Genomic DNA, 16,852 nt, shown 5'->3' with positions numbered 1-16,852 from the left:
AACGGGAGCGGCACCCCCGTGCCGGCCTCCGATGCGCCCGGACGGCCGGACGACCGGGCGGGCCGGGCTGCCGGGCGGCACCACCGCAGCAGGCACCCTCCCGGAGCAGCACAGCACCGGGCCCGCACACCAGCAGAGCGACCGAGCACGACAGCACCACCAGCACCGCACAGCAGCATCCAGCACCACTCAGCAGCACCCAGCAGCACCCAGCAGCAGAGCACCACACAGCACCAGAGCAATCGACGGCGACAGACGACGGGACGGACGAGCGCGTGGCCGAGGCGGCTGACAGCCAGGCTCCCCCTGGCCCCGGGGTCAGGTACGGCACCTCCGGCTCCACCGGTGGAGAGAGCACCGCGACCGCGGGCGGCCCCGCGGGAGCCCCCGCCCCGCCCGGGCGCAGACGCGTCCGGCTCCCGGCGCCGGCCGCCCGCCGCCGCTGGCGACGCCGCGCGGCCACCGTCCTGCTCGCCGCGCTGCCCGTCCTCGCCGGCTCGGCCCTCCCCGCGGGGGCCGCGGCGCAGCCCTCCCGGGCGTCCGGTGCGGCGCCGCACGCCGCGCCCGCCGCCGGGCAGTCCCTCGCGCACCAGGCCCGGCAGGCGTCCGCACAGCAGCAGGCGTCCGCACAGCAGGCCGCCACGCACCCGCAGCTGCGCACGGCCGGGACCGGCTCGCGCAGCGTCGAGGTGTCCTTGAACCAGGTCACGCCGAGCGTCCCCACCGACGGCGACACCCTCACACTCAGCGGCACCCTCACCAACACCAGCCGGACGGCCGTCGGCCGCGCCCGGCTCGATGTGCGCAGCGGCCCGAAGCTGGACAGCCGCAGCGCCATCGAGCAGGCGGGCGCCCGCAAGGGCTATCTCTCCGGCGCCGACGGCACCGCCGTCGCCCGGAAGTACAGCCGCGAGATCGGCGGTATCGCCCCCGGCGTCACCCGCCCCTTCAGCATCAAGGTCCCCGTCAGCGCCCTGCATCTGGACGCGGACGGCGTGCACCAGATCGCCGTCTCCCTCACCGGCCGCGCCCGCGGCCGCGGCTACGACCAGGTCCTCGGCATCGGCCGGACCTTCGTGCCCCGCCAGCAGGGCAGCCCCGGGCAGAAGACGAAGTTCACCTACCTGTGGCCGCTGATGTCCACGCCGCATCTGACGGCCCGCACCGAGCCGGACGACCAGCAGACGCCCGTCTTCCAGGACGAGTCCCTGATCGACGAGCTGAAGCCCGGCGGACGCCTCCAGGAAATGGTCGAGCTGGGCAAGGACCTCCCGGTGACCTGGGTGCTCGACCCGGACCTCATCGCGACCGCCGACATGATGTCGCGCCGCTACCGTGTCGCGCGGGAGGACGGCGGCACCACCGCCGGCAAGGGCCAGGAGTACGCCCGGCAGTGGCTGGACGAGCTGGAGAAGGCCGTGCAGGGCAAGGAGGTCGTCGCGCTCCCGTTCGCCGACCCCGATCTGGCCTCCCTCGCCCACCGCGGCAAGGACGTGCCCGGCGCCCTCAGCTCCCTCGGCTCGGCCACCGCCCTGGGCCGCAAGGCCATCGAGGTGGCCCTGCACACCAAGCCCAGCACCGACTTCGCCTGGCCGTACGAGGGCGCCGTCGACCCCTCCATCGTCGATGTCGCCACCTCGGCCGGTGCGCGCAACATCATCGCCCGCAGCGACAGCATCCGGGACTCCCGGCTGCCCTACACCCCCACCTCGGCGCGCCCCATCGGCGGCGGCACGACGGCGCTCGTCGCCGACGCGCGGCTGTCGAAGGAGTTCGAGGGCGACATGACGCGGGCCGGCACCGCCTCGCTGGCCGTGCAGGAGTTCGTCTCCCAGTCCCTCTCGCTGGCCCGGCAGATGCCCACCCGGCAGCGGAGCGTCGTCGTCGCGCCGCAGCGCCGGCCGACCACCTCGCAGGCCCAGGCGATGGCCGCCGGGATCCGCGCCGTGCACGGCAGCAACTGGGCCGAGGCACAGCGGCTGTCCGACGCCGCCGATGCCAGGCCCGACCCGGGCGCCGACCGCCGGGTGCCGGGCGCCGCCCACTACCCGGCGGCCCTGCGCAGGACGGAGCTGCCGAAGGCCGCGTTCGAGCAGGTGCGGGACACCAAGGACACCCTGGACGACTTCAAGGTGATCCTCAGCCGCGCCGACCGCGTCGTCCCTCCCTTCGGCAACGCCATAGACCGCGAGATCTCCAACACCTGGCGCGGCGACGTGAAGGGCGCCGTCACCTTCCGGGACGCGGTGCAGAAGGATCTGCTGGACCTCAAGCGCAAGGTCCGCCTGATCAAGAAGTCGGACATCACGCTCTCCGGCCGGGAGGCCACCATCCCGGTCACCGTCCAGAACAACCTCTTCCAGCGCGTCGACGGCCTCGAACTGGAACTCAGCTCCAGCCGGATCGGCCTGGACGTCGGCGACGCCCAGCAGGTCAAGGTCGACGGCGGGCACAGCCAGTCCATCAAGTTCGACACGACCGCCAAGAACAACGGCCGGGCGATCGTCTACGCCCAGCTGTACACCGCGGACCACAAGCCCTACGGCGAGGTCATGAAGTTCCGGGTGAACGTGACCTCCATCACGTCCACCGTGCTCATCGTGATCGCCGTCGGCGTCCTGCTGATGGTGCTGGCCGGCGTCCGCATGTACACCCAGCGCAAGCGCCGCGGCCCGCCGCCGGACCCGGACGCCCTGCTGGAGCCCGGCCCCGACGACGGCGACGGCTCCGCGGACGACGGCAAGAGCGGCGGAGCCGGCCCCCGGGACGAGGACGGCCCCCACGACGAGGACGGAACCGGGAAGCCCGGGCCCGCCTCACAGGGGCAGCAGCCGCAGCAGGACGAGAAGAGCGACGAGAAGCAGGGCGGGAAGAAGGACGAGAACCGGGGCGAGAAGGAAGACACGGCAGAGCAGGAGAAGCAGGAGCAGCGGCAGGAGCCGGAGAAGGAGAAGGGCCCGGACGAGGACCGGCGGGCGAGCAGCGACGCCGCCACCGACGGCGGAAGCGCCGCCGGGCGGGCCGGGACCGACACCGGACGGCAAACCGACAGCCCTCTGGGCACGGGTGAGAAAGTGGAGCGTTGAGTCAGCCGGCGACCAGGGGCAGGGGTAGGTAGCGACGATGAACGCGCCGTATGGCGGCGACCGGGGCCGGACCCCCGGTGACGGCTCCGGCCGGCCGGAGGACCCGTACGCGCGGGACGAATACGGCCGCGACCCGTACGACGAGACGGGACAGCGGTCCGCCCCCGGCCCCGGCACCCGGTCCCCGCAGGACCCGGCCGCGGGACCGGACGCCGGTCCCCGGCAGCCGCACCCCGGCCCCCGCGCCTGGCCCTCCCCGCAGGGCTCGCACACGGATGACGCGACGGTCCAGTTCGGCGGCGCGGACGGACAGCGCCCCGACCCGTACGGCCCCGGCTCCTACGGCCCGGACCGGTACGACGCCGACCCGGCCGACCCGTACCGGGATCCCCGCCGGGCCCCCGGACAGCAGCAGCCGTACCCGCAGCAGCCCGACGGCCGCCCCGGCCCGGCACACCCCGGAGCCCAGCAGCCGCAACAGCCCCCGCAGGCACCCGCCGCCCCGCACCCGCACCAGGCGCAGCAGGCGCAGCAGGCGCAGCAACAGCCCGCCCAGCCGCAACCCGCCCAGCCGCAGAACCCGCAGGCCGGACAGGCACCGCAGACCGGACAGGCACCGCAGGCCGGGCAGGGGCAGCACCCGGCCGGGCCCGGCTACGGTCAGGCGCCCGAGACGTACGGCCCCCAGGGGCAGCAGTCCGCCGCCCGGCAGCAGTCGGCACGCCGTCCCGGCGGACAGCAGGCTCCGCCCGCCGCCCCGCAGCCCGACCCGCGGTCCGCGCAGCAGTCCCCCGGCCAGGGCGACGCCTTCGCGCACCTGTACCGCGACCAGGGCCACGACGTGCCCCGCGGCACCCAGCCGCCGCCCGGCCCCTCGCCCCAGCAGCAGCCGTCCCAGCCCCCGTACCCCGGGCAGCCGGGCGCGGCGCAGGGCCACACCCCGCAGGCTCCGGGCGCCCCGACCCCGCAGGCCCGGCAGAACCCGGCGCCCCCGCGCGACCCGTACCCGGACGGCGCCCGCTACGACGGCCCGCCCGCCGGTGCGCCGTACGGCGACGCCCCGCACACACCGGGCCGGTACGGCGCCCAGCAGCACGGCTCCGCCTCCCCGCACGGGTCGGCCCCCCAGCAGTACGGAGCGGCCCCCCGGCCCGGCCCGAACCAGGGCGGCCCGCAGCAGGGCACCCCGCAGCACGGCAACCCGCACCAGTACGGCCCGCAGCCAGGCGGCCGGCAGGGCGGGCCCGGACACCCGGGTGCGCAGGTACCGCCGGGGGCTCCGGGGCAGCCCGGCGCCCCCGTGCAGCCCGGTGCGCCGGGGCAGGCCGGTCCGCCCGGCCTGTCGTTCCCGCCCGAGCCGGGAGCGCCCGGCACGGCCGAGGAGCCCTCGTCGCCGACGGTGAACCTGGGGACGGTGGCCCCCGAGCGCCCCGCTCCGGCGGAACCCGCCGAGGAGAAGGGCGGATCCAAGGGCGGCGGACTGCTCAAGTCGAGCGCGATCATGGCCGCCGGCACCATGGTCTCCAAGGTCACCGGCTTCATCCGCTCGGCGATGATCGTCGCCGCGCTCGGCGGTGTCGGCCTGCTCGGCGACTCCTACCAGGTCGCCATCACCCTGCCGACGATGATCTACATCCTCACCGTCGGCGGCGGCCTCAACTCCGTCTTCGTCCCGCAGCTCGTCCGCGCGATGAAGGAGGACGGCGACGGGGGCGAGGGGTTCGGCAACCGGTTGCTGACGCTGGTCGCGCTGATCCTCGGCGGGCTCGCGGCCCTCGCCGTGTTCGCCGCGCCCCTGCTGGTGCGGATAATGTCCAGCCCCATCGCGAGCGACCCGCAGGCCAACACGGTGGCGGTCGCCTTCGTCCGCTACTGCATCCCGTCCATCTTCTTCATGGGCATCCATGTGGTGATGGGCCAGATCCTCAACGCACGCGGCCGGTTCGGCGCCATGATGTGGACCCCGGTCCTCAACAACGTCGTCATCATCGCCGGCATCGGCATGTTCATCGGCGTCTACGGCGTCTCGGGCACCTCGCACCTGACCGTCTCCACGATCCCGCCGGAGGGCGTCCGGCTGCTCGGTGTGAGCACCCTGCTGGGCCTGATCGTCCAGGCGCTGGCGATGATCCCGTATCTGCGTGCCGTCGGCTTCCGCGTCCGGCCGCGCTTCGACTGGCGCGGGCACGGCCTGGGCAAGTCGGCCCGGCTGGCCAAGTGGACGATCCTGTTCGTGCTCGCCAACCAGGCGGGCGTGGTCGTCGTCTCCAACCTGTCCACCGCTGTGGGCGCCAAGGGCGGGGACTCGGGCTCCTATCTGGCCTACAGCAACGCGCAGCTGATCTGGTCGATGCCGCAGTCGATCATCACCGTCTCGGTGATGGCGGCCCTGCTGCCGCGGCTGTCCCGGGCCGCCGCCGACTCCGACTCGGGCACCGTCCGCGACGACATCTCCCAGGGGCTGCGGAACTCCGCCGTCGCCATCGTGCCGATCGCCTTCGGCTTCCTCGCCCTGGGCATCCCGATGTGCACGCTGATCTACGGCTCCTCCGGCGTCGACTCGGCCCGCTCGGTCGGCTACATGCTGATGGCCTTCGGCGTCGGGCTGATCCCCTACTCCGTGCAGTACGTCGTCCTGCGTGCCTTCTACGCCTACGAGGACACCCGGACGCCGTTCTTCAACACCGTCATCGTCGCCGCCGTCAACGCGGCCGCGTGCGCGCTGTGCTACCTGGTCCTGCCGACGAAGTGGGCCGTCGTCGGGATGGCCGCCTCCTACGGGCTCGCCTACGCGATCGGCGTCGGCGTCGCCTGGCGCAGGCTGCGCCGCCAGCTCGGTGGAGACCTGGACGGCAAGCGGGTACTGCGTACCTATGTACGGCTGGCGGGCGCGAGCATCCCCGCGACCCTGCTGGCCGGCGCCGCCGCCTACGGCATCACCCAGGGCGTGGGCAGCGGCACCTTCGGCTCCATCGTGGCCCTGGTCGGCGGAGGGATCGTGCTGGGCGTCGTCTTCGTCTTCACGGCGAAGCGGATGCGCGTCGAGGAGATGACGGCCATGCTCGGCATGGTTCGCGCCAGACTCGGGCGGTGAACCGGCGCATACAACCATCATTCGCCGCTGCGTGTCGTGCATAGCGGCGGACTGTAGGCACAATGTTTTTGGCTGTGCCGAGGCAACTTCGGTCGACAGCCGCTACGGATGGGGAGGCAGGAACGACGGTGGCGGAACGGAGCACAGCCGCTGTCGGCGTGGCCGAGACCAGCGGGAACGACGGCGAGCCGCTGACCGCTCGGAACGGGGCCACGGACGACGGTGCGACGGACGCGACGGACGCACGCAGCCGCGGCACCGCACCCGCCCCGGCCTCCTCCGGCGGGTCGGCACAGTCCCCGGACGGCTCCGCGCCCCCGGAAGCCCCCTCCTCCCGGGCACCCGAGAACGCCGCGGCCGACGACGACGCCGAGACCACTGAGCCCGCCGAGACCACCGACGACGACGCCCGGAGCGCCGACGACGGGGCGGAGAACGGCGAGGGCGGCGCCGCCGAAGCGGACGGTGTGGCCGATGAGCACGGCGGCGCGCACACTGCCCGCCCGAGCGCGAAGAGAACGGCGCCCGGCTCCGGGAAGGCGGCGACGCAGAGCCCGGCCGACGCCGCCGAGAGCGCCACCCCCTCCACCTCGGAGCCCGAGTCCAAGCCCCGGGCCGAGCCCGAGTCGGGAGCCGAGGGCAAGGCCGACGCCGCAACGGCAGCCGAAGCCGAGTCCGGCGCCGACCAGGACGCCGACGCCGAGAACGCCTCCACCCCGGACGCCGACGACGCCTCACCCTCCAACTCGAAGGCGAAATCCGGCTCGAGGACGGGCGCCGGCAAGACCCCCGAAGCCTCCGCCCCCGCCGCCGGAAAGGCGGCACCGGAAGCGGCAGCGCCCGAAGAGACAAAGGCTGACGAGACAAAGGCAGAAGAGGCAAAGGCTGAGGAGGCAAAGGCCGAGGAGGCCGAGCCGGAGGTCGCCGAGCCGCCCGAGCTGCACAGCGGTCACAAGCTCGCCCGCCGCTACCGGCTGGAGGAGTGCGTCACCCGCCTCGACGGCTTCAGCAGCTGGCGCGCGGTCGACGAGAAGCTCCGCCGCGCCGTCGGCGTCCACATCCTGCCGGCAGGCCACCCCCGCGCCCGCCATGTGCTGGCCGCCGCCCGCTCCGCCGCGCTCCTCGGCGACCCCCGCTTCGTGCAGGTCCTCGACGCCGTCGAGGAGGACACGCTCGTCTACGTCGTCCACGAGTGGCTGCCGGACGCCACCCCGCTCGACGGGCTGCTCGCCAACGGCCCGCTGGAGCCGCACGAGGCGTACCAGCTCGTCAGCCAGCTCGCCCAGGCGCTGGCCGCGGCGCACCGCGAGGGCCTCGCCCATCTGCGGCTGACCCCGGCGTGTGTGCTGCGCACCGGCATGGGCCAGTACCGGATCCGCGGGCTGGCGGTGAACGCCGCGCTGCGCGGGGTCACCAGCGAGCGCGCCCCGCGCGAGGACACCGAGGCGATCGGCGCCCTGCTGTACGCGGCCCTCACCCAGCGCTGGCCCTACGAGGAGGACGCGCACGGGCTGCCCGGCGTCGGCGCCCTCGCCAAGGGCACGCTCGTCGCGCCGGACCAGGTACGGGCCGGCGTGCACCGCGGCCTATCCACCCTGGCCATGCGCGCGCTCGTCAACGACGGGGCCACCGCGTCCCGCCAGGAGCAGCCGTGCGCCACGCCGGACGAGCTGGCCAAGGCCGTCGCGGCGCTGCCCCGGATCCGTCCGCCGGAGCACTCCTTCACCGCCCCGCCCGCCTACCAGCGGCCCGCTTCACCGCAGGGCCCGGGCAGCGGCCCGGCGGCCCGCCCGGCGCCGGGTGCCGAGCCGCCCGCGCCGCCGACGCTGCCGGGCAAGACGGGCAAGGCCCTCAAGTGGGGTGTCTCCGCGCTGCTGATCGCCGCGCTGGGTCTGGGCAGCTGGCAGGTGGCGGACGCGCTGCTGGAGGGCGATCCGCCGCCGCCGGAGAAGCCCGCACCGACCCAGGCGCACGCCCCGGCGAAGTCCACCGGCAAGCCGATCAAGATCGTCAAGGCGAAGGACTTCGACCCCGAGAGCGGGGACGGCCGGGAGAAGCCCGACAGGGTCGGCGACGCCATCGACGGCAACCCCAACACCTACTGGCTGACGGACAAGTACTTCGGCCACCCCGACTTCGGCAACCTCAAGTCCGGCGTCGGCCTCATCCTGGATCTCGGCGAGGTGCAGCAGGTCAGCCGGATGAAGGTCGACTTCATGGGCAAGACCTCGGCCGGCTTCCTGGCGGCGCCGTCGGACGTGACGAGCATGCCCAGCTCGCTGAACAGCTTCAGCAAGGTCACCAGCGGCTCCGGCGAGCATCTGAACCTCAAGGCGAAGAAGCCCATCAAGACCCGCTTCGTACTCCTGTGGCTCACCAAGCTCCCGCTCTCCGACGACGGCAACTACCGTGGTCGCGTCACGCAGGTCCAGGTCGTCGGCTGAGACCGCGGGCGCTGCCCGGGCCGGCGCGGGGGCGAGGGGAGGGGCTGATGGCGACAGGCACGGGCGGTGCGGAGCCCCGGCCACCGGGCACGGACACCGCCGGGTGGGACGATCGCGAACTGCTCCGCCGGCACGTCGCGGGTGACCCGGACGCCTTCGGCGAACTCGTCCGCCGGCACCGCGACCGCCTGTGGGCCGTCGCGATCCGCACCCTCGGCGACCGCGAGGAGGCCGCCGACGCCGTACAGGACGCGCTGATCTCCGCCTACCGCTCGGCCCACACCTTCCAGGGCCGCTCCGCCGTGACGACGTGGCTGCACCGCATCACCGTCAACGCCTGCCTCGACCGGGCCCGCAAGGCCGCCTCGCGCCGGGCGGCCCTCACCGACGACACCGAGCGGCTGGAACACCTGCTGGAGCCGCACGAGTCGGCCGCCGTCCCCGCCGAACGCCAGGACCTCCACCGGCAGCTGATCTCGGCCCTGCGCCATCTCCCGGAGGAACAGCGGGCGGCGCTCGTCCTCGTCGACATGCAGGGCTATCCCGTGGCGGAGGCGGCCGAGGTGCTGGAGGTGGCCGTCGGCACGGTCAAGAGCCGCTGCGCCCGCGGCCGCGCCCGCCTCCTGCCGCTCCTCTCCCATCTGCGCGCCGACGGCTCACCGGCGGTCGAGCCCGGCGAGCCCGGCGAGCCCGGGGGATCCGGCCCGGTCGAGCCCGACCGGCGCGGCGCCGCGGGGAAGACCGGGAAGCCGGGGAAGCCCGGCGGGCCGGGAGCACCCGCGCAGCCGGACAGGCCCACGGAGCCGCCCGGCGCCCAGCCGGCACCGGGCGGACGGAACCAGGCGCAGGGGGCCTCCGTCCCAGCAGCGAGACCGGCGCCGGGGAGCACCAGAGGGAAGGGATCCGGGGCTGTGAAGGGAGGAGGGGGACAGGCATGACATCCACTTCTTTCCCGTCCGAGGATTCCGGCCCGGATGCGCACCCGGACGTCGACGAGCTCTCCGCGCTGGACGAGGGCCTGCTGCCGCCCGAGCGGGACACCGCGGTCCGGGACCATCTGGCGGACTGCCCGCTGTGCGCGGAGGTCCTCGACTCGCTGCGGGAGATCCGGGACGCCCTCGGCACCCTGCCCGGTCCGGCCCGTATGCCGGAGGACATCGCCGGCCGTATCGACGCGGCCCTCGCGGCCGAGGCGCTGCTGGACGCCGAACCCCCGCACGGCGCCGCCGGCCGGGCCGCGTCGGAGTCCGGGGGGACGGCAGCCGCCCCACGGGACGACGCCGCGGTTTCACGTGGAACAACGACGCCGCCCTCCGAGCCGGGCGACCCCGGGACCCCCGCACGCGTTTCACGTGAAACCGGGTCCGCACGCCCACGCCGCACCGGCCCGGACCGGCCCGCCGGTCACGCCTCCGGACCCGCCCGCCCCGGCGCCCCCGGACGGACCCAGGGGACCCGGAGAACCCGGGGGACACGACGACGCCGCACGCTGCTGCTGGCCGCCGCCTCCGTCGCCGTACTCGGTCTCGGCGGCGCGACGGCCGCGTATCTGACCTGGAGCGCGCCACGGGCCACCGATGTGAGCGCCGACCCGGGCACCGGGCCCGCCAAGGACGGGTCCGCGGGCAGCACCTCCGGTACGGACTCCGCCACCGGCGGCAGCGGTGACGCGGCCCTGAAGCGGAAGGTCCACGATCTGCTCGCCCGGCAGGGCAGCGGATCCCCCGGCAACCGCAGCATCCCGGGCGCCCCCGGTGGCTCTCCCACAGGCTCTCCCACGGGGTCTCCGGAGATCGACACCCGGCAGAGCCCCGAGCACGAGGACGGCACCACGCTCCGCGACGAGCGCACCACGGGTTCCGGTACCGGCGACACCACGCTCCCCTCCTGCGTACGCAAGGGCCTCGGCCGCTCGGAGACCCCCCTGGCCGTGGACTCCGCCGCCGCCTACCGGAAGCAGCCCGGCTACCTCGTCGTCCTGCCGAACGCCGGCGGCGACCCCGCACGTGTGGACGCCTACATCGTCGACTCCTCCTGCGTGGACACCGACCGCTCGGGCCCGGGCACGGTCCTCGTGAAGCGCACGTACCCCCGTGGGTGACCCCGGGCATCCCGGGGCGGGAATGTCTCCCCCGTAGGATCCGTTGGAGGGGGTGCAAGCCTCCCCACACGATCCGGTACACCGTCGGCAGACAAGGAAGACTCCCGTGAGCGACGTCCGCAACGTCATCATCATCGGCTCAGGTCCGGCCGGATACACGGCCGCGCTCTACACCGCCCGCGCGTCGCTGAAGCCGCTGGTCTTCGAGGGATCCGTGACGGCGGGTGGCGCGCTGATGAACACCACCGATGTCGAGAACTTCCCCGGTTTCCAGGACGGCATCATGGGCCCCGAGCTGATGGACAGCATGCGGGCCCAGGCCGAGCGCTTCGGCGCCGAGCTGGTGCCGGACGACGTCTCCGCCGTCGATCTGTCCGGCCCGGTCAAGACCGTCACGGACTCGACGGGCACGGTGCACAGCGCCAAGACGGTGATCGTCGCCACCGGGTCCCAGCACCGCAAGCTCGGCCTCCCCCAGGAGGACGAGCTCTCCGGCCGCGGCGTCTCCTACTGCGCCACCTGCGACGGCTTCTTCTTCCGCGGGCAGCACATCGCCGTCGTCGGCGGCGGCGACACCGCCATGGAGGAGGCGACCTTCCTCTCCCGCTTCGCCGAGTCGGTCACCATCGTGCACCGCCGGGACGCGCTGCGGGCCTCCAAGGCGATGCAGGAGCGGGCGTTCGCCGACCCGAAGATCTCCTTCGCCTGGAACAGCGAGGTCGCCGAGATCCACAGCAAGGAGAACAAGCTCTCCGGGCTCAGCCTGCGGGACACCGAGACCGGTGAGATCCGCGAGCTGGACGCGACGGGTCTCTTCGTCGCCATCGGCCACGACCCCCGCGTCGAGCTCTTCGACGGCGCCCTGGAGCTGGACGCCGACGGCTACCTCAAGGTGGACGCTCCCAGCACCCGCACCAACATCCCCGGCGTCTTCGCCGCAGGCGACGTCGTCGACCACACCTACCGTCAGGCCATCACCGCCGCCGGTACGGGCTGCTCCGCCGCGCTGGACGCCGAGCGCTACCTCGCGTCGCTCGTCGAGACGGACGCCGAGCACAAGCCCGAGCCGGAGAAGGAGAAGACGGCCGCCACCGTCTGACAGACCTCGGCGGCGCTCCGCCGCCGAACGCCCACAGCCCCAGCCCCCGCACACCGCAGAATCAAGGAGAACCCACCATGGCCGGTGCCACCGTGACCGCGACCGATGCCGACTTCGAAGACGTCGTCCTCAAGAGCGACAAGCCCGTGCTCGTCGACTTCTGGGCGGCCTGGTGCGGCCCCTGCCGTCAGATCGCCCCGTCCCTGGAGGCCATCGCCTCCGAGAACGCGGACAAGCTGACCGTCGTCAAGCTCAACATCGACGAGAACCCGGGCGTGGCCGCGAAGTACGGCATCATGTCCATCCCGACGATGAACGTCTACCAGGGCGGCGAGGTCGTCAAGACCATCGTCGGTGCCAAGGCGAAGGCCGCCCTGGAAAAGGACCTGGCGGACTTCATCGGCTGAACACCGACGGAAGCTCACCTCTCGTGGGGCGCGGTTTCACGTGGAACCGCGCCCCACGTGCGTGCCGGGACCCTTTCCCCTACGCCCTTCCGGCTCCCCCCTCGGCCCGCGTCTACAGCGGCCGGAGCGCGGGCTCCTTCTGCACGGCGCCCAGCAACTGATCGAGCGCCCGCTCCACGTCCTGCCGCCACGAGACCGTGGACCGCAGCTCCAGCCGGAGCCGCGGAAACCGCTGGTGCGGACGGACCGTCTTGAAGCCGACGGCCAGCAGATAGTCGGCGGGCAGCACACAGCTCGGACCCGTCCAGCGCGTATCGCCGAAGACCTCGATCGCCTTGAACCCCCGCCGCAGCAGATCCTTCGCCACGGTCTGCACGATCACCCGCCCCAGGCCCTGTCCCTGGAAGCCCGGATCCAGGAAGGCCGTCATCAGCAGCACGGCGTCCGGAGAGACGGGGCTCGTCGGGAACGCGAACGAGCGGGGCACATAGGCCGGCGGGGCATAGAGCACGAAGCCGACGGGCTCGTCGTCGACGCGGACGATCCGCCCGCACGAGCCCCACTCCAGCAGGACGCCCGAGATCCAGGACTCCTTCTCCGCCTCCGGCTGCCCCGCCCGGGTCGCTTCCTCACCGCTGACCGGGTCCAGCTCCCAGAACACGCACGACCGGCACGGCGTGGGGAGGTCGGCGAGATTGTCCAGGGTGAGCGGAACGAGCTGTCGCCCCATGGACACCATCGTATCCATGGGGCGACAGCACGTCGGCGGCTTTCGGTCGGCTACTCCTCCTGCTCCGCGGCATCCCCGTCCGCGAGCTGCTGCTGGAGCACCGGCCCCTCACCCGGAGCGAACTGGCCGAGAATCCGCTCCAGATCCTCCATGGAGGCGAACTCGACGACGATCTTCCCCTTCTTCTGCCCGAGGTCGACCTTCACCCGCGTCTCGAACCGGTCCGACAGCCGCCCGGCCAGATGATCGAGCGCCGGCGAGACCCGGGTGCCGGCCCGTGGCCGCGGCTTGGGTCCCTTCTTGGGCTTGTCTCCCATCAGCGTGACGATCTCCTCGACCGCCCGCACCGAGAGCCCCTCCGCGACGATCCGGTGCGCCAGCCGGTCCTGCTCGTCGGCGTCCTCCACCGACAGCAGCGCCCGCGCGTGCCCCGCGGACAGCACCCCGGCCGCCACCCGCCGCTGCACCGCGGGGGAGAGCCGCAGCAGCCGCAGGGTGTTGGACACCTGGGGACGCGACCGGCCGATCCGGTCGGCGAGCTGGTCGTGGGTGCAGTTGAAGTCCTTCAGCAACTGGTCGTAGGCCGCCGCCTCTTCGAGCGGGTTCAGCTGTGCCCGGTGCAGGTTCTCCAACAGCGCGTCAAGGAGCAGCTTCTCGTCCTCGGTCGCGCGCACGATGGCGGGGATCCGCTCCAGGCCCGCGTCCTTGCAGGCCCGCAGGCGGCGCTCGCCCATGATCAGCTCGTAGCGCTCCGGCCCCGTCTGCCGGACGACGACGGGCTGGAGGAGGCCGACCTCCTTGATGGAGGTGACCAGTTCGGCGAGGGCGTCCTCGTCGAAGACCTCACGGGGCTGCCGCGGGTTCGGCGAGACGGCCTCCAGCGGCACCTCGGCGAAGTGCGCGCCCGCGACCTCCCCGCCCACGCCGGCCTCCGCCGCGCTCTCCTCGGCTCCGGCCTCTGGGACCTCGTCCGCGGCGGCCGGAGGCGTTTCACGTGAAACCCCGTTCGGCTGCTCGGTACGGGGGGACAGGCCGGCGACCTTGGCGGCCGCGATGCCCCGCGAGCTGCGCTCCGGGGTCAGCACGGGCACGGCGGTGGGTGAGGTGGAGCCGGGGACCGGGCTGGTCTCCGGGGACTGGTTCGAGGAAGCTCCGGAGGTCTCCGCCTCCGCTCCGGTCGGTGCGGCCGGGATCAGCGCCCCCAGCCCCCGTCCGAGCCCCCTGCGCCGTTCGCTCACTGCGTCCCCTCCGCCATGGTGCTGTGCTGCGGCAACTGCTGCTGCTGTGATGGTTGTTGCTGGTGAAGCTGAGTCTGCTGGGCCTGCACATGCGGGTCCCGCAGAGCGATCTCTCGGGCGGCTTCCAGATACGACAGCGAGCCGCTGGAGCCGGGGTCATAGGTGAGCACGGTCTGACCGTAACTGGGCGCCTCGGAAATCCTCACGGAGCGGGGGATGTTCGTGCGCAGTACCTCGTTGCCGAAGTGCCCGCGCACCTCCTCGGCCACCTGGGAGGCCAGCCGGGTCCGGCCGTCGTACATGGTCAGGATGATCGTCGAGATGTGCAGCTTGGGGTTGAGGTGCCCCCGCACGAGGTCGACGTTGCGCAGCAGTTGGCCGAGGCCCTCCAGCGCGTAGTACTCGCACTGGATCGGGATGAGCACCTCGGCTCCGGCGACCAGCGCATTCACCGTCAGCAGCCCCAGCGACGGGGGGCAGTCGATGAGGATGTAGTCCAGCGGCTGGTCGTACGCCTCGATCGCCCGCTGGAGACGGCTCTCCCGCGCCACCAGGGAGACCAACTCGATCTCCGCACCGGCGAGATCGATGGTCGCGGGCGCACAGAACAGCCCTTCCACATCCGGCACCGGCTGGACGACCTCGGAGAGCGGCCTGCTCTCCACCAGGACGTCATAGATCGAGGGCACCTCGGAGTGGTGGTCGATTCCCAGCGCCGTGGAGGCGTTGCCCTGCGGGTCCAGGTCGACGACAAGGACGCGGGAGCCGTGCAGGGCCAGCGAGGCGGCGAGGTTCACCGTCGTCGTGGTCTTGCCCACCCCGCCCTTCTGGTTGGCGACGACCATCACGCGCGTCTCGGCGGGCCGGGGCAGCCCCTCGCCGGCGCGGTGCATGGCCTCGACCGCCTGCTGGGCGGCCCGGCCGATGGGCGTGTCGTCCATGGGCGGCGGCATTTCACGTGCTACGTCGGCGCGGGGCGCGCCCCCGCCCGTGCCGGCATCCCCTGATTCGGTTCGGGGGCCGGGGACCGGATCGGCCATCGGTCCCGCGATGTTGGCGTCGGACCGCAACGGTTCACTCTCCTCAACATCAGGCTCGCTATGTGCAGAGCCTCCCATGCTTTCGGTACTGCGAACCAGCGAGCCCCGCTCAGTTGTGGATGAATCCACGTCCTCGCGGGGCTCGGGTGCGGTCAGGCCGCGCATACCGGCAGCAGCGCGGCCCCTGCTGATGATTCCGTGCAAGAGTGAGCGGCGTTTCACGTGAAACACGATGCATACGCACCCGCCCACGCACGCAGCGACACTCCGTATGTGTAGTTTTAAGGGCTTTTATGGAGTAGGCGAGCGGCACAACTCCGGCCTCCGGTGCGGCACCTGAGTGACCGTCACCGGCGCCTGCGCCCGCCCCTGTTCCGCCCCGAGGGCCGGGCGGCCTTGGCCGCCTTGGCACGCCGCGCGGCGAACCGCACGCCTCCCGGACTCTCACCCACACGAGCGCGCACGATGGTCGAGGGCGGGTCGACGACGCCGTGGCCGATCTGCTCCACCGTGGTCTCCACGACCCCCAGCTTGTGCAGCGCGTCCCGGGCTCCCTTGACCTCTTCCTGCGCGGTGTCGCCCTTGAGCGCCACCATCTCGCCGTACGGCCGCAGCAGCGGAACGCCCCAGCCGGCCAGCCGGTCCAGCGGCGCCACCGCGCGCGCCGTCACCACATGCACCGGCGGCAGAGCGCCCAGCACCTCCTCGGCACGGCCGCGCATCACCGTCACATGGTCCAGGCCCAGCAGCTCGACGACCTCCCCCAGGAAGGTCGTCCGCCGCAGCAGCGGCTCCAGCAGCGTGATCTTCAAGTCCGGGCGGACCAGCGCCAGCGGGATACCCGGCAGCCCGGCCCCCGAGCCCACATCACAGACCGTCACGTCCTCGGGCACCGCCTCGGAGAGGACGACACAGTTCAGCAGGTGCCGCTCCCACAGCCGCGGCACCTCCCGCGGGCCCAGCAGACCGCGGCGCACACCCGCGTCCGCCAGCAGCTCCGCGTACCGCTCCACCGCCGGCAGGCTGTCACCGAACGCCTTGCGCGCAGCCGGAGGGGCAGGCGGCAGCTCGTGCTGCGCCTGCCCCTCCGGCCTCCGCTCCTGTGACGTCACGGGAGAACGACCACGCGGCGCTGCGGCTCCTCGCCCTCGGACTCGCTGCGCAGCCCGGCGGCCTTGACCGCGTCGTGCACGACCTTGCGCTCGAACGGCGTCATCGGCCGCAGCTTCACCGGCTCACCGGTGCTCCGGGCCTCCTGCGCCGCCTTGTCGCCCAGCTCCGCCAGCTCCGCGCGCTTCCGGGCCCGGAACCCGCCGATGTCCAGCATCAGCCGGCTGCGGTCGCCCGTCTCCCGGTGGACCGCGAGACGCGTCAGCTCCTGGAGCGCCTCCAGGACCTCACCGTCCTTGCCGATCAGCTTCTGCAGATCGCGCGAGGAGCCTTCGCTGATCACCGAGACCGCGGCGCGGTCCGCCTCGACGTCCATGTCGATGTCGCCGTCCAGGTCGGCGATGTCGAGAAGTCCTTCGAGGTAGTCGGCCGCGATCTCGCCCTCCTGTTCCAGGCGGGTCAGCGTATCGGTGCCCTCTTCCGGGGCAGTGGTGTCCGTCACG

At 73.1% G+C, this 16,852-nt stretch carries 12 protein-coding genes; 7 read left to right on the top strand and 5 right to left on the bottom strand.

All coding sequences use genetic code 11. The features are described 5' to 3' along the window. Positions 1 to 275 precede the first annotated feature (275 nt). From SCA03_RS16240 to trxA, 7 genes are all read left to right on the top strand, one after another. Positions 276 to 3,086: a DUF6049 family protein gene (locus SCA03_RS16240; protein ID WP_174864498.1), complete on the top strand. Its 2,811-nt coding sequence runs from the start codon at positions 276 to 278 to the stop codon at positions 3,084 to 3,086. Between the two features lie 841 nt (positions 3,087 to 3,927). Further along, positions 3,928 to 6,180 (top strand): murein biosynthesis integral membrane protein MurJ, encoded by a 2,253-nt coding sequence (gene murJ / locus SCA03_RS16235; RefSeq protein ID WP_371863952.1) that lies wholly within the window; start codon positions 3,928 to 3,930, stop codon positions 6,178 to 6,180. 467 nt (positions 6,181 to 6,647) lie between these two features. Then, the gene (locus tag SCA03_RS16230) at positions 6,648 to 8,624 is read left to right on the top strand and encodes a protein kinase family protein (protein ID WP_371863951.1); all 1,977 of its coding nucleotides are present in this window, start codon (positions 6,648 to 6,650) and stop codon (positions 8,622 to 8,624) included. A gap of 47 nt (positions 8,625 to 8,671) precedes the next feature. Beyond that, entirely contained in the window at positions 8,672 to 9,562 is an 891-nt protein-coding gene (gene sigM / locus SCA03_RS16225; RefSeq protein ID WP_086815496.1) for an RNA polymerase sigma factor SigM, read from the top strand. Next, positions 9,559 to 10,725: an anti-sigma factor family protein gene (locus tag SCA03_RS16220; RefSeq protein ID WP_086815497.1), complete on the top strand. Its 1,167-nt coding sequence runs from the start codon at positions 9,559 to 9,561 to the stop codon at positions 10,723 to 10,725. The genes sigM and SCA03_RS16220 overlap by 4 nt, the downstream gene beginning before the upstream one ends. A gap of 106 nt (positions 10,726 to 10,831) precedes the next feature. Next, positions 10,832 to 11,824, top strand: a complete 993-nt coding sequence (trxB, locus tag SCA03_RS16215) for a thioredoxin-disulfide reductase (protein ID WP_030885988.1) — start codon at positions 10,832 to 10,834, stop codon at positions 11,822 to 11,824. A gap of 77 nt (positions 11,825 to 11,901) precedes the next feature. Further along, positions 11,902 to 12,231 carry a thioredoxin gene (gene trxA, locus SCA03_RS16210; RefSeq protein WP_030885992.1) on the top strand — a complete coding sequence of 110 codons (330 nt, stop codon included), beginning with the start codon at positions 11,902 to 11,904 and terminating at the stop codon, positions 12,229 to 12,231. Positions 12,232 to 12,343: 112 nt separating this feature from the next. Here the strand turns inward: trxA and SCA03_RS16205 are convergent, their stop codons facing one another. The 5 genes from SCA03_RS16205 to SCA03_RS16185 form a co-directional block, all read right to left on the bottom strand. Continuing rightward, positions 12,344 to 12,961 (bottom strand): GNAT family N-acetyltransferase, encoded by a 618-nt coding sequence (locus tag SCA03_RS16205; RefSeq protein ID WP_030885993.1) that lies wholly within the window; start codon positions 12,959 to 12,961, stop codon positions 12,344 to 12,346. Positions 12,962 to 13,011: 50 nt separating this feature from the next. Continuing rightward, positions 13,012 to 14,199: a ParB/RepB/Spo0J family partition protein gene (locus SCA03_RS16200; protein ID WP_086815498.1), complete on the bottom strand. Its 1,188-nt coding sequence runs from the start codon at positions 14,197 to 14,199 to the stop codon at positions 13,012 to 13,014. Beyond that, positions 14,196 to 15,317, bottom strand: a complete 1,122-nt coding sequence (locus SCA03_RS16195; protein WP_078873882.1) for a ParA family protein — start codon at positions 15,315 to 15,317, stop codon at positions 14,196 to 14,198. Before SCA03_RS16195 ends, SCA03_RS16200 begins: the two co-directional genes overlap by 4 nt. Positions 15,318 to 15,586: 269 nt before the next feature. Continuing rightward, complete coding sequence (gene rsmG, locus SCA03_RS16190) at positions 15,587 to 16,351, bottom strand: 16S rRNA (guanine(527)-N(7))-methyltransferase RsmG (protein ID WP_030886000.1); 765 nt, start codon at positions 16,349 to 16,351, stop codon at positions 15,587 to 15,589. Beyond that, positions 16,348 to 16,851, bottom strand: a complete 504-nt coding sequence (locus SCA03_RS16185) for a Jag family protein (protein ID WP_030886004.1) — start codon at positions 16,849 to 16,851, stop codon at positions 16,348 to 16,350. The genes rsmG and SCA03_RS16185 overlap by 4 nt, the downstream gene beginning before the upstream one ends. Position 16,852: the final 1 nt, after the last annotated feature.

This window comes from Streptomyces cacaoi (genome assembly GCF_006539165.1).
Lineage (GTDB): Bacteria > Actinomycetota > Actinomycetes > Streptomycetales > Streptomycetaceae > Streptomyces > Streptomyces cacaoi.
The sequence above is the reverse complement of the archived record's forward strand: the minus strand, read 5'-3'. Positions and strand labels throughout refer to the sequence as shown.

Excerpts from the sequence above, each read along its gene's own strand:
- SCA03_RS16195 (WP_078873882.1), bottom strand. The coding sequence starts at position 15,317 with ATGGGAGGCTCTGCACATAGCGAGCCTGATGTTGAGGAGAGTGAACCG.
- SCA03_RS16220 (WP_086815497.1), top strand. The coding sequence starts at position 9,559 with ATGACATCCACTTCTTTCCCGTCCGAGGATTCCGGCCCGGATGCGCAC.
- sigM (WP_086815496.1), top strand. The coding sequence starts at position 8,672 with ATGGCGACAGGCACGGGCGGTGCGGAGCCCCGGCCACCGGGCACGGAC.
- trxA (WP_030885992.1), top strand. The coding sequence starts at position 11,902 with ATGGCCGGTGCCACCGTGACCGCGACCGATGCCGACTTCGAAGACGTC.
- SCA03_RS16205 (WP_030885993.1), bottom strand. The coding sequence starts at position 12,961 with ATGGGGCGACAGCTCGTTCCGCTCACCCTGGACAATCTCGCCGACCTC.